The following is a 13646-nucleotide window of genomic DNA, read 5'->3' on the forward strand; positions in this document are numbered from 1 at the left end:
ACAATGCCCCCTGTATTGTTTTTGGTTTCTTTTAATTTACGCAAAACGTCGATTTCGTACCGTAAACGGGCCTTCTGCCAGTTCAGGCGAACGTCAGCTTCCTGACGGTAAAGGCTTCCGCAAAACGTGTAGGCGCACGGCATTCCATTCCCCGCAGCCGCGCCAGGCCGCGAAAGGTATCCGCATCGAACCAGTCCTTGGATCTCTGTGTTCCAAAATGCTGCAAGAGAAGCTCGACCTTCATGTTCATCGCGTCTTCGCTCAACGGCACGTAGGCGTTTCTTCTGCCGAAATCGCCGTCCCATTTCGGGATTTCGTATTCCATGATCAGGTGATTTCTGAAGATGTTAGATGTGAGCCTGTTGATTTCGCGGTGATCCTGATGCGCGTCCTCGCGGCTATGCGTGAATATGACGTCGGGACTGACTTTGTCGCGCAATGTCAGCAGCCATGACTTGATCTCGCGGCTCTGCGAGGGAAAGTAGCTGTCCTGAAACGATGCCAGTTCAATCGAGTAGGATGCTGCTTTTGCAAGAAAAGCTTCGGCGGAACTGCGTGCCTCCAGGGCGCGCTCGTTACCGGCGCTGAGGACGCACCAATAGACATCGAGCAACACGCCCTTTGAAAGCAGGCTGAGTACCGTGCCTCCGACGCCGATCTCAATGTCGTCGGAGTGAGCTCCGAGACAAAGGATCGACAGACGATCACCGGCGGAAGCGAGGGACATGTTTTTCATGGCAGCAGCTTCGTGTTTGACGACTTGCGTGCCATCGACGCATCGTCTCCAATCCATGGCATGTCGCCACGCTCTACCATTGCCTCCAACGTCTGCCAGTCGCGCAGCGTATCCATTGACCGCCAGAAACCCTCATGTTTGTAGGCCATCAATTTATCTTCAGAAATCAACCTCGAGAACGGTTCCAGCACGAGTTCCTCACCCTCGCGCATGTAGTCGAAAATTTCTGGTCGCATCAGGAAGTAGCCGCCGTTTATCCACATGTCGGATGTTTCCGACGACCGAAATTCCCGGACCCTTCCGCTCTCGTCGATTTCCGCCAGATGGTAAGTGAGGGGCGGTCTGACAGCCAGAAAACAGGCGAGCTTGTCGCTCTTTTCGAATTGGTCAATCATGTCGTCGAGATCGACGTCGGTCAGGCCGTCGCTATAATTGGCAAGGAACATCTTCTCGCCCGTGAGATGATGACGTACGGCCCAGAGGCGCTCGCCTATATTGCGCCATATCCCCGTATCGATCAGGGATACGCGCCAGTCCCTTGGCAGTTCCTCGAGCAATTCCACGCGTCCGGGGCTCGATATGACGCAGTCGGCATAGCTTTCCGGCCGGCTGTTCAGGAAGAATTCTTTTATGACATGCGCCTTGTAGCCAAGGCAGAGGATGAAGTCCTCATGCCCAAAACGGGCGTAATATTGCATGACATGCCGCATGATCGGTTGAGACCCGAGCGGGATCAGCGGTTTCGGGACGCTTTCGGAATATTCCCTGATGCGAGTACCCCTGCCGCCACAGAACAAGACGACCTTCATTGTACCAACTCCTTCGGATCAATGATGGATATGTCGGGAATTGGAACGACGAATTTCCCGCCCCAGTTTCTGATGTCGTTCATTTGTGCAACGATCTCATTCTTCAGGTTCCAGGGGAGAATGAGAACGTAATCCGGCTTCATGCGCTGGATTTCGCTCACGGGCCGGATCGGAATATGCATTCCCGGCGTGAGGCGACCATGTTTGTAAGGATTGCGATCGACTGCAAAATCGATGAAATCGGTGCCGATACCGCAATAATTTAGCAGCGTGTTGCCCTTTCCCGGTGCGCCATAGGCGCAGATCGATTTGCGCATCTCCTTGAGGCGGATGAGGAAAGACAGGAGGTTTCGCTTTGTCTGGCGCACGGCTTCGGAGAAGGCCGTATAGGTCTCTATTCTGTCGAGCCCGGCATTCAGCTCCCGTTCCAGGAGGCTATCCACGCGGGCTTCACGCGGGAACTTGCTGTCCTCGTGCGAGAAAAAGACCCGCAGCGAACCGCCATGTGTGGGGATCTCTTCGACATCGAAAACCTTTAGCCCATGACGGCGGGCCATTTTTTCTATGGTCAGCAATGAGAAGTAGGAAAAGTGCTCGTGATAGATGGTGTCGAACTGGTTTTCCGCGATTAGCTTTTCGATATGCGGGAACTCAAGGGTGATGACGCCTTCAGGCTTGAGCAGCACTTTCATACCGGCGACGAAATCGTTGATATCAGGCACCTGGGCAAGGACATTGTTGCCGATGATGAGATCGGCTTGTTGGCCTCTGGCCGCCATATCGGTTGCTAGAGCCTCGTTGAAAAATTCAGTCAGTGTCGGAATACCTTTGCCGATCGCCACCTTTGCGACGTTGACCGCCGGTTCAATTCCCAGCATCGGGATGTTGCTGGTCAGGAAATGTTGCAGCAGGTAACCGTCGTTGCTGGCAAGCTCGACAACGAAACTGGATTCGCCAAGCGCGAAGCGCTCGATGACCATGTCGCAGTACCGCTTTGCGTGAGCGACCCAACTGTCCGAGAACGAGGAGAAATACGCGTACTCCGTGAAAATATTCTCGGGCGCCACATATTCCTGAAGCTGGACGAGGAAGCATTCGTCGCAAACGAATGCGTGGAGCGGATAAAACGGCTCGACGTCGTTGGCTGCGTCAGCTGCGACGAAGCTTTCGCAGGGCGGAGACATTCCAAGATCGACGAAGGTATGCACCAATGGCGAGCTGCAAAGACGGCAAAGCCCGACGTGATGCGTCGAGCTGAGTCTTGCAGAAAAAACTGCCTCATTATTCATCTGACGCCCCCTGATTTCATCGCATTGTTTTCGAGTGAATTTCAGAAAATTCTTTTATTAACTGGAAAAAATACTATGGATCGGGGTGGGTGACGATACTGCATTCGGCTCGAAAACGTCATCCATAAGCCGTAGGGTTATATTGGAATCCGCTAAAATTCGCTTCCGGCGGCTGGTTTCCGCAACCGAAAGGGTGACTTATTTGCCAGCCCGCCTTCAAGGTATGGTGCTGCCTATGGGTGTATTCCGGAGCCGCTGAAATGGCGGAGAATTCTTCTTGAATACGGGATTGCATCAGGAGCGCCGAATGCTGTTTGAGAAGACGAAAATCGAGGGGCTCTGGGTCGTCAATACGGTGCCTGTGCGGGACAGTCGCGGCTCTTTTGCCAGGACGTTCTGCAAACGCGAATTTGAGAGCAACGCGCTGGTATCGGACTTCAGTCAGCACAGCCTTTCTCTATCGAAGCTGAAACACACCGTTCGAGGGCTGCATTTCCAGCGACCGCCGCATCAGGAGACAAAGCTGGTTTCCTGCGTCAAAGGATCGATCTGGGATGTCGCCGTCGATCTGCGCCGGGGCTCGCCCACCTATCTGCAATGGGTTGGCACGGTGTTGTCGGCCGACAATGGCGCGCAGTTCTACATTCCCGAGGGTTTTGCACACGGCTTCCAGTCGCTCAGCGACGACGTTGCTGTGTCCTATTTGATTTCGGTGCCCTATGCCGAGGCAAGTGCGGCAGGGATCCGGTATGACGAGCCCGCGATAGGTGTAGAATGGCCTGCGCCGCCCTCGGTCATATCGGAAAAGGACCTCGGTTGGCCCGCTTTGCAATGAAGGTCTAGCGCGTCAGGAACCCGAGGTTCGAGACAAGGCCCGCCTCGAGCAGCCTGCCGGCAGCGCTCGCAATATCGACAAACGGCATTTTTGACCTTTCGGCGATATCCAGTAGTGAGTTGGTTCCATCGGCGAGGTTGAGTATCCATAGATAGGCCATGGTGCGGTCGTCATTCGTCTTATGGCCGCCTATCGCAGGAAAAAGCCCGTATTTTCCGAGCTGTGGCTCACCCTTGGGCCGAAGGTTCAACGGCGTCCAGTTGTCTTCGAGAGCATCGATCATGTCCATGATCATCCAAAAGGATGACTCGAGATGTTCGGGCCGGATGAAGTCGAGATTGTCGGCCGAGGTGTGATATTCGGGAAAGGTTCCGAAAGCGCTTCTCTGCAATAGTCCAACCGGCAGGTTGAAGCCCGGCGAACAGAATTGGCGCTCGTCATAGCCGTAGGGAATGAAGTCGGCGATTGCCAGATGTTTACGATCCTCTCCGCAGCGGGTGCAGGCGGCGATCCGGTCGATCAGTGCATCTCCCCTGCGGCTGCGCTTGTAGTTCGGCCCGCCCCCGTCACCAATGCACGAAACCACAAGACCATGCGCAATGTTCGATATCCCGTCTTCGTTCTGCGCAAGCCATGACAGGGAGCCGATCGTTCCGGGTGCGAAGACGAACCTGTAGCTGTAATATGTGGACCTGCTTTTCAGGCCTGCAGCAAGACACGTCAGCAATGCCAGGCCGGAACAATTGTCGTTTGCGAGCGACGGGTGACAGATATGCGCGAAGAGAAGCACTTCTTCGGTGCTTTGTCCGATATGCAGATATTCGCCGTAATACAGATTGCCTGACGCCTTTTCGGTGTCGATGACGACCTCATAGTCGCCTTCCTCTAGCTTGAGGAATTCATGATGCGACATGCAAAAGCCCCAGGCATCCGTGTAATAGGCTGTTTTGTAGGGAATGAGATCGGGTTGTGCCGGCAAGGTGTAGATGTGCGCTTGCAGTTCGGCCAGCGGCATCACGCGACGTTGAGGGATGCTGTAGCTCATGAGATGCAGGTTCGACATTTGGAAATCGATCACCTTGCGTCCCGCCGCGTTCTTCACATAGGCGTCCCGGACGTTCCATTCCTGGGGCACCGTCCAGTCGAAAACCCGCGTCCCGCTTGGGACGGCGCGCTGCTCGATATCGATATAGTCTTTAAGGATATTGATCGTATCGCGCACGCCTTTGCCGGTGATGCTGCGACAGATCGGAAAGAGGCGGGAAGCCAGATCATGAATAGTCTGGCCGATACCTGCCTCTCTCCATGCATCGCCTGTCAGCTTTGCACCCGGCTCCATCTTGCCCATCCGGGCCTCCTGTTTAAACCGATGCCGTAATATCGGCGTTCTGGCGCGGCGCGGCCATGGGGCGGCGCAGGTTGATGTCGATATCCTTGTCGCCGATCAGCTTCTGGAGCTGGCCGATCCGCTGATAGTGCGGTCCCTCGAATTCGGCCATTGTCAGGCCGGCGCTCTTGTAGGCCCGGTAGAGTTGCTCGGCACCTGCGGCCGCCGTCCATGTCGGTTTGAACGCCGGAAGCGCACGGGCGATCTTGCCAAAATCGACGCGGTAGGAACGGCTATCGGGGCTTGCATCGCTCGCATATTGCAGCCGGCATCCAGGTACCGTGAGAGCGACGATTTCGGCGATCTCCCGGATCTGATAGTTGTGCGCATCCTGCCCGACGTTGAAAGCCTGATTGTGTATGGCATCGGTCGGCGCTTCGAGCGCAGCCAGAAAGGCGCGCGAAATATCCTCGATGTGAACGATTGGGCGCCATGGCGATCCGTCGGATTTCAGGAGGATCAGTCCTTCCGTCACCGCCCAAGCGGTCAAGTTGTTGAGGACGATATCGAAACGCAGCATGGGCGAAAGGCCATACGCTGTTGCCGGACGCATATAGACCGGCGAGAAGCTGGGGCTCGCGAGGCTTGCAATCTCCCGCTCCGCCAAGACCTTCGACGTGCCGTAGGCCGATACCGGTTTCAGCTCTGCCGTCTCGTTGACCAGTCCCTCGCCAGCGGCGCCGTAGTTGCTGCACGACGAGGCGAAGATGAAACGCTTGACGCCGGCCTGTTTTGCGGCTCGCGCTGCCCGAACGCTGCCGCGGTAATTAATCTCATAGGTAATTTCCGGATTGAGATTGCTCAGCGGATCGTTGGACAGCGCCGCAAGATGAATGACAGCGTCGAAACCTTCCATATCCGAAGGCTGGATATCGCGGATGTCCTTGCATACGCCGGGGACCTGCGGCAAAGGTCCGCCTGGAACATAAGCGCAGCGATGGTAGAATTCAGTGTCATAGCCGTGTACTTCGTGACCCGCCTTGCGCAGGATGGGTACCATGACGGAGCCGATATATCCGCGATGCCCGGTGACTAGAACGTGCATGAAATTTCCCCTCAAAATCTATTTTCGATTGCAACAAGCGTATCTTTTCAGGCGAGATCGATGCACCGCGCAAAGCGGCTGTATCGATAATGCGAACGGTCTAGGTGCTCCGGCCGGTTAAGGCTTTCGGATGCTTTCCGATAAATCGGGCATGTCGGCCATGACCAACCCATGGCTGGCGTGATGCTGCGCGTTGCCGTTGAAACGCCGGAAGACAACCTCGGATGGGCGTCCCGTCAGGAATTTGTCGACGCCGTATTCCAGCGCTTTACGGTAGACGACGAGCGCTCCATCGATGGCGTCAAGCGTTTTGGCTATATCCTCGTCCTCATGCGTGTAGCTTACAACGAGAGACGGTGCGAGAAGGCCGCGACGGATGGTTTCCTGCAGAAACAGCGAGCGAAAAGCCTGAGACGGCATTCCGGTCTGGTCCAGCGTGAAGTAGCTGAGGCAGGCGGAGTGGCCCTGAATACCGAAGTAGGAATCCAGTCCGTGCGCAATTGCGATCTGGCTGATGGCGGCGCGCAGCGAATTTCCCTGTCGGACCAGATGTGGGACCACGGGTTCCTGCGTGTAAACTTTCATGGTCGCGATGGCCGCCGCCATCGCATGCGTTTCCGCGCCATGCGTCGTCGAAAGCAGGAAGACACGGGGGGCATCGGTTTGATCGATACCGCCTCGTTCCATGAACTCCCGCTTGCCGGCAAGTGCGGAAATCGAAAAGCCGTTCCCCAGCGCCTTGCCGAAACAGGATAGATCGGGGACGATATCGTATGTCTTCTGCGCGCCACCCGCATCCCAGCGGAAGCCGGTGATCATTTCGTCGAGAATAAAAAGCGCGCCGTTTTCGTGGCAAAGCTTCTGGAGTTTGTGAAGAAACTGGTCCCGAGGCGGATCACCGCGTGACGGCTCCAAAATAAAGGCGGCGATACGACCTGGAAAGCGGTCAAACAGACTACGCGCACTCGCCAGATCATTGTAGGTGAAGCCAAGGACCAGATCCTGGATCGCCTGAGGAATGCCCGCATTCATCTCCGTTGTTCCGATGAACCAGTCGTCGGTGGAGAAAAAGGGGTGGTCGCTGCAGCGCGCGATCAGGTCACGGCCGGTAACAGCCCGTGCAAGTCGTATCGCGGCGGATGTCGCATCGGAACCGTTCTTGCAGAATTTGACCATTTCGGCTGTCTGGATCGTATCGAGAAAAGTCGAGGCGCAATCCACCTCGATCTTCGACGGGCGCGTGAAATTGCAGCCGCGGTATAGTTCCGCACGCGCCGCCTCTACGACGTCTGCATAGGCATGGCCAAGGCCGACAGCCCGATTGCCCATGCCGTATTCGATATATTCATTTCCATCGACATCCCAGACATGACAGCCATATCCCCGTTCAATAAAGCCGGGAGACAGGACAGGGTACTGGTCGTCACCCTTTGCATAGGTATGTGCACCGCCCGGTATGATGTTGCGGGAGCGCTGGCGCAGTCGATCCGAGTTTTCGAAATTTTCGACGAAAGTTTGCATGGCGCAATCCCGGGTCCATATGTCCAATGACCAGAGATTACCGTATCCGGCTCGGTGGCCGTTACCCCGTCTTTATGTTGGGAATGCTAGCCGAAAGGCTTAGAGGAGATGTACAGCCTTCCCGTCATAATCGCTCCGATGCGTCCGCATCATGCGGGGCCCGACACCCGCAGGCAATTATGGTTCTGCAATAGGTCCACTGCACGACAGTTGATTTTAGTTTTTGAAGAGATCGGATATTTTGAAGATCACTTCCGTTCTGTTTTTGGCGCCTACTTTCTTCATGATATTGCGAATATGTACCTTTACGGTGCTTTCACGAAGATTGAGCTCATAGGCGATGATCTTGTTTGGCTTGCCTTGCGTCAGGGCGTTGATGACATCGACCTCACGTTGGGTGAACATGGCTGTTCGCTGACGTTCCTTATCTTCAGCAACTACGAGCAACTGCCTGAGATCGCTCAGATTTTCAGCCGATACGAACGCGCCGCCCGCCAATGCAAGTGAGATGGCGCCCACGCACACCGCCAGTCCTATCGACGAGGAGATGTATCCCCGAACGCCCGCGTCGAACGCCCTCATGACCTGACGCAGATCGCGGTTTTCAGCGAGAATGACGACCGGCAGATAAGGGAAGTCGGCAATGAATTCCCGCAACTCATGGAGGGATACGTCATCGCAAAAATCGCTGCGACCGACGTTGACCAAGATGCCGCTATGCTGGCCGTTTGGAGCATGTCTCCAGTCGTCGAGTGATGAAAACAACTCGACTTCCATATCAAGGCCGTATGCGATCAGGCTCTGAGCCAGACACTCACGGTCGAGCGCGCGGTCATCGATGATCGCCAGCTTTCTGACCGAAGTTTCCATAGGTTTCGAGTGCGCAACCACATGGAAATTTGATGAGAATTGGCTATGTCCGTTGTTGGGAACTGATGTCAGCATGGTATGTCCTATCCGCGCTAAAGAGTGCTTTGCGGATCTGTCTGGCTTGGCAGAGACGCAACCGAAGATTTTCTTTCTAAGATTCGGCACCACGGAAGTTTGAAGTAATTCAACCCGAAACGCCGTCATCAATCAGAACTTCGGAAGCTACTCTGTTGCGGTCTGGATTTTTCGGAATTTAAAAATCGGCCAGAAATCAACAGACGTGGCACTACCCGAATTTCGACTCCGGCATCCTACAATGGAGTATCGCAACTGGAAAAGGTTCGGAAATTACTCACTTTTGATTGAGATTTCGAGCGGGCGTTCAATCTGGCATGATGTGGGTAGACAACCAGACACGCCATAACTGTTGAAATATAATTCTTTCAGGCCATCATCATGTTTTGCGCGACACCACTAACTATAATGGATGAATTATAATCGCGGCCGGATTGATTTATCATCCTCCATTCGTGCTTTTGTTCGCGATGTCAGCAACTTATGCGTGTTAATCGCATTTTGAAATTGCACCTCACGACAATCGGACGCGCTGCGCCCCGCATGCGACGGGGCATGGTGACTATGTATCCCTGACTGATGATCTCAAGGCCTTGATGGCTGCTTTCAAGACTTGTTGACCCACAACGCCTGACGCTTCGCAAGGGTCGATCTCTATTTGGAATGCGCGTCAATTTTAACGAGAGCGAATATGGCGGAACGCGGCGAGGATAGTAATAAGGTTCCTTCTACTTTCGAGGTAGACACCGGTTCGATGTCCGGATCACAGGAAGGACGTCCTGTTAGGATGTTCCCGATTGTCGGCGTCGGTGCTTCATCGGGTGGACTGAATGCGTTCAGAGCCTTGCTCAAAGCGTTGCCTGAAAAAACCGGCTGTGCGTTTCTTCTCGTTCAGCATCTTGACCGGTCGCATGAAAGCATTCTCGCAGAACTTCTGGCGAGCGAAACGACTATGGTCGTAACGGAGGCTGTCAACCTTGCCTTGATAGAGCCCGAGCACGTCTATGTCATTCCACCAAAATTCCTGATGTCGGTTGACGGAGGAAGGATATATCTGTCGCCCCGGCGGGAACTGCATGAGGCACCTCTGCCGTTTGATTTTCTCCTGGGTTCTATGGCCAAGGAATTCGGGCCGTGGGCGATAGCAGCTGTCCTGTCCGGCACGGGGTCAGATGGCTCATCCGGCGTCCAGCAGATCAGGGATTTCAAGGGACTTGTTCTGGTCCAGGAGCCTCAAGAGGCACAGTTTGGCGGCATGCCCGAAAGTGTTATTTCGATGGGCATTGGCGCTACGGTTTTACCGGTCGAAGAGATGCCTGCGGCCATCGCCAAACATATTGCGCTGTTGTCGCGGCTTCGAGCCGATCACTCGATGGAGCGCCGAATGCCCCAGCTGGACCGGATCATCGAGATATTGAGGGTTTCCACAGCGAATGATTTTTCGGCTTATAAACATGGAACGATGCAGCGCCGGGTCGAAAAACGCATGGCGGTTCTCGGTATCGAGATTGAGAAGATAGACCGGTATCTTGAGATTCTCGAAATCAGCGAAGACGAGCGGCAAAATCTCGTCAGGGATCTCCTGATCAACGTCACCAGTTTCTTCCGCGACGGGAAGGTGTTCGACTTTCTACGAGATACCATTATTCCGGATATTCTCCACGCAAAAGCGGCTCACGGAGCAGTGCGGGTCTGGGTCGCTGGATGCAGCACGGGGGAAGAAGCATATTCTCTGGCTATTCTCTTCCTCGAGCTCATTCAGTCCATGGGCCTTCGTCTCCAGTTTCAGATGTTTGCCTCGGACGCTGATAGCGAGGCGGTGGCAATTGCCAGAGATGGACATTATTCACATGAGGCGACCAAATCGCTGCCGCCCGACTTGCTGGAAAAATATTTCGTAAGGGATGACAACGGATACACCGTGACGGCGCAACTGCGTGGGGCGGTGGTATTCACCGTGCAGAATGTCCTCAGCGACCCACCGTTCTCACGGATCGATCTAATTTCATGCCGCAACTTGTTGATTTACCTCGAAGCGGAAGCCCAAGCCAAGGTTTTGTCGCTTTTCAGGTTCGCCCTGCGGGAGAACGGCATTTTACTGGTCGGAAAATCCGAAACCGTTGGCGGAATGGATGACCGTTTTAAGCTGATTTCGGAATCCGAAAGGGTATATCGGCGTATCGGGCCGCCGGTTTTCGGTGATCTTGATTTCGGTGCGGTTGCGGGCGGAAATGTCAGAATTCCCTCTTCGCAAGGAAAGGTGAATTCAGCGTCGAGGCACGGTGCACTTGCCGAGGCGGTTTCCCAGGTTCTGCTGGGTAGCTACGTGCCCGCCGCAATCCTCGTCAATCGGAAGTATGAGTATCTCTACTCCATCGGCCCGACAGCAAGGTTCCTACGGATCGCTTCAGGCCCGGCATCGCATGACCTGTTCGCCATCACACCGACGGCGCTCCATAATAAGATCAGGTCTGCGATCCAACATGCGAGCCGGGATCAAAAGCCGTTCGTAGCCAAGAATGCAAAACTCGACAGCAACGGCGCACACATCGAGTTCAACATTCATGTCGAGCCGCTCTTCAGTCAGGGTGAAGAGCTGTTCCTCATATGTTTTGTGGAGGATGCTGCGCAGGCCAACGGTGTTGTCCGATCGCAGAAATCATCAACGACAGATGCGTCGCCCATTACCGAGCTTGAATTCGAACTGGAGGAGACACGGGCGGAATTGCAGGGCGCCATACGCAATCTGGAAATTGCCAGCGAAGAACAGAAGCAGATCACCGCCGAAGCGCTGTCTCTGAATGAGGAGTATCAGTCGACGAATGAGGAACTCTTTACTTCGAAAGAGGAACTGCAATCCCTCAATGAAGAGCTGACAGCCCTCAACAATCAATTGCAAGAAGCGTTGGAGCGTCAGCGGGCAGTTTCCAACGATCTGCAAAATGTCCTGTACAGCACCGATGTCCCGACGCTCTTTCTGGATTCCAGCCTTCGTATACGGTTCTTCACACCGGCCACCCGTTCGGTATTCAACATCATATCCTCCGATGTCGGCCGTCCCCTCTCGGACCTTAGCGGCTTTGACGGCGACATTACGCTTCAAGCCGATGCAACGGCGACGCTGCTCCGAGGCAACACAATAGACCGAGAGATAGGAGGACCCGATGGCCGGTGGTATGTCCGCCGTGTCAAACCCTATCGCGGCGCGAGCGAGGCAATTGACGGAGTGGTCATCACCTTCATCGATATAAGTGCCCAGAAACAGGTTGCCGAAAGCAGGGAAGCTGCCAAGAAATCCGCCGAGCGGGCGACCGAGGCCAAGTCGCAATTCCTGTCTGCGGCAAGCCACGATCTGCGTCAGCCGCTGCAAACCTTGAAGCTGTTGCACGGGCTTTTGGAAAGGAACGTGGGTGAAGGGCAAGCACGCACTTTCGTCCAGAGGATGGGGGAGACGCTGTCCTCGATGCTGGGTATACTCAACTCTGTTCTTGACATCAACCAGATCGAAGCGGGGATGGTGGAACCGCAGATCGTGAGCTTTGCGATTGGCGATCTTCTGGGAAGGCTGTTCAAGGAATTTTATTATCCCGCTCAGGCCGCCGGGCTGCAACTCCGTGTCGTACCGTCCAGCCTTGCCGTTCGCACCGATCCCCGCCTGTTCGAGCAGATCGTTCGCAACCTTCTATCCAATGCACTGAAATACACGCCGAGCGGCAAAATTCTGGTGGGTTGTCGCCGTCGCGGTACGAAGGTTCGCTTTGAAGTGTGGGACACTGGCATCGGCATTCCCGAAAACCATATCGAGGATGTTTTTCAGGAATACCTCCAGCTCGATGCGCCTGCTGGAACGGAAGACCGTGGTTTGGGGCTGGGATTGTCGATCGTCAAGCGGCTCAGCGAGCTTCTCGAACTAAGGGTAGTGGTGCAGTCACGACTACATAAAGGTTCGGCATTCATGATCGAGATCGATCACGCACCGGCAGGTGAGCCGCTTGTATCACTGCCTGCGCCAGTGGATGACCATTCGAACCAGGCGGCTACCCTTTCGTGGGCGTCGGTTCTGATCATCGAAGACGAAAACGGTATGCGTGATCTGCTCAAGATGGGACTTGAGCAGACTGGATATGTGGTGGCTGCGACCTCTACGGCTCCTGAGGCGCTCGCGATTGTTCGAGGATTGCAGTTCACGCCCGACGTTATTCTCGCAGACTACAATCTCCCTACCGGCGGGAATGGCATAGCTGCGATCGGACATATCCGGCAAGCACTCCGCCGAAATGTTCCGGCGCTCATTCTCACAGGCGATATTTCAAGCAAGGCCCTGAGGGCTTTTGCACAGCACGAAATTCCGTATCTGCACAAGCCGGCGAAACTCAAAGACGTCGTGCAGATGGTGGAGACACTGGTCGTTCGCCAAAACGGCGAGAGAGCAGGTCACATAAGCGAACCTGAATATATGGAGCCGATGACGGGCAGGCTCATCGAAGTCATCGACGACCAGCAGGACATAAGGGACAATTTGCGCGCTCTGTTCGAAGGAGAAGGCTGGGCGGTCGCAACCTATGTTTCGGCAGAAGAGTATCTTGCAAACTACAAGCCCGACAGATCAGGTTGTCTGCTTGTCGATGCGTATCTCCCCGGCATGGTCGGCATGGAGTTGTTACGTTTGCTGAAAGAAAGACATCATCGGTTCCCGGTGATTGTGATCACGGGTCGCAGCGATGTCCGTATGGCAATCAATTCGATGCGATATGGAGCGGCCGATTTCATCGAGAAGCCTTTTTCTTACCAGGAAATATATCGGAGCGTGCAGTCGGCCCTCGAGCGATCGCGTGATGCGAACGAACGCGAAGAGCGGCGTGAAACGGCTCGAGCCACGCTGGCGGCGCTTACTCGCAAGCAACGTCAGATCCTTGACCGGATTGTTCAGGGGCAGGCCAACAAGGTTATTGCAGCCGATTTGAAGCTTAGTCAGCGCACTGTCGAGAATCATCGCGCCTCAATCATGCGCCGAACGAAATCCACTTCGTTGCCGGCGCTCTTGCGGCTTGTACTGAATGCAGAAGAATAGGGCTTCAT

9 protein-coding genes are annotated in these 13646 nt (G+C 54.8%); 2 read left to right on the forward strand and 7 right to left on the reverse strand.

Going from position 1 to position 13646, the window contains the following annotated elements; all coding sequences use genetic code 11:
• Positions 1 to 82: 82 nt before the first annotated feature.
• Genes ACZ5A6_RS18765 through ACZ5A6_RS18775 form a run of 3 tightly spaced genes read right to left on the reverse strand, consistent with a single transcriptional unit; the run spans position 83 to position 2834 of the window.
• Complete coding sequence (locus ACZ5A6_RS18765) at positions 83 to 736, reverse strand: PIG-L deacetylase family protein (protein WP_026330955.1); 654 nt, start codon at positions 734 to 736, stop codon at positions 83 to 85.
• The gene (locus ACZ5A6_RS18770; RefSeq protein ID WP_464111261.1) at positions 733 to 1545 is read right to left on the reverse strand and encodes a glucose-1-phosphate cytidylyltransferase; all 813 of its coding nucleotides are present in this window, start codon (positions 1543 to 1545) and stop codon (positions 733 to 735) included. The genes ACZ5A6_RS18765 and ACZ5A6_RS18770 overlap by 4 nt, the downstream gene beginning before the upstream one ends.
• Entirely contained in the window at positions 1542 to 2834 is a 1293-nt protein-coding gene (locus tag ACZ5A6_RS18775) for a class I SAM-dependent methyltransferase (protein ID WP_038493607.1), read from the reverse strand. The genes ACZ5A6_RS18770 and ACZ5A6_RS18775 overlap by 4 nt, the downstream gene beginning before the upstream one ends.
• Before the next feature lie 307 nt (positions 2835 to 3141).
• Here ACZ5A6_RS18775 and rfbC point away from each other — a divergent pair, with 307 nt between their 5' ends.
• A complete protein-coding gene (rfbC, locus tag ACZ5A6_RS18780; RefSeq protein ID WP_019566369.1) occupies positions 3142 to 3669 on the forward strand; it encodes a dTDP-4-dehydrorhamnose 3,5-epimerase in 528 nt (175 codons plus the stop codon).
• Positions 3670 to 3673: 4 nt separating this feature from the next.
• On the opposite strand, the gene ACZ5A6_RS18785 is transcribed toward rfbC, so the two are convergent.
• The 4 genes from ACZ5A6_RS18785 to ACZ5A6_RS18800 all read right to left on the reverse strand — a co-directional run bounded on the left by ACZ5A6_RS18785 (position 3674) and on the right by ACZ5A6_RS18800 (position 8567).
• Positions 3674 to 5017 (reverse strand): DUF4910 domain-containing protein, encoded by a 1344-nt coding sequence (locus ACZ5A6_RS18785; RefSeq protein WP_464111262.1) that lies wholly within the window; start codon positions 5015 to 5017, stop codon positions 3674 to 3676.
• A gap of 13 nt (positions 5018 to 5030) precedes the next feature.
• Positions 5031 to 6101 carry an NAD-dependent epimerase/dehydratase family protein gene (locus ACZ5A6_RS18790; RefSeq protein WP_464111263.1) on the reverse strand — a complete coding sequence of 357 codons (1071 nt, stop codon included), beginning with the start codon at positions 6099 to 6101 and terminating at the stop codon, positions 5031 to 5033.
• 117 nt (positions 6102 to 6218) lie between these two features.
• Positions 6219 to 7622 (reverse strand): glutamate-1-semialdehyde 2,1-aminomutase, encoded by a 1404-nt coding sequence (locus ACZ5A6_RS18795; protein WP_464111264.1) that lies wholly within the window; start codon positions 7620 to 7622, stop codon positions 6219 to 6221.
• Positions 7623 to 7838: 216 nt separating this feature from the next.
• Positions 7839 to 8567: a LuxR C-terminal-related transcriptional regulator gene (locus ACZ5A6_RS18800; protein ID WP_038493595.1), complete on the reverse strand. Its 729-nt coding sequence runs from the start codon at positions 8565 to 8567 to the stop codon at positions 7839 to 7841.
• A gap of 691 nt (positions 8568 to 9258) precedes the next feature.
• On the opposite strand from ACZ5A6_RS18800, the gene ACZ5A6_RS18805 reads away from it, so the two are divergent.
• The gene (locus ACZ5A6_RS18805; RefSeq protein WP_464111265.1) at positions 9259 to 13638 is read left to right on the forward strand and encodes a CheR family methyltransferase; all 4380 of its coding nucleotides are present in this window, start codon (positions 9259 to 9261) and stop codon (positions 13636 to 13638) included.
• Positions 13639 to 13646 lie beyond the last annotated feature (8 nt).

The organism is Agrobacterium sp. 6Ca8, assembly GCF_055382765.1.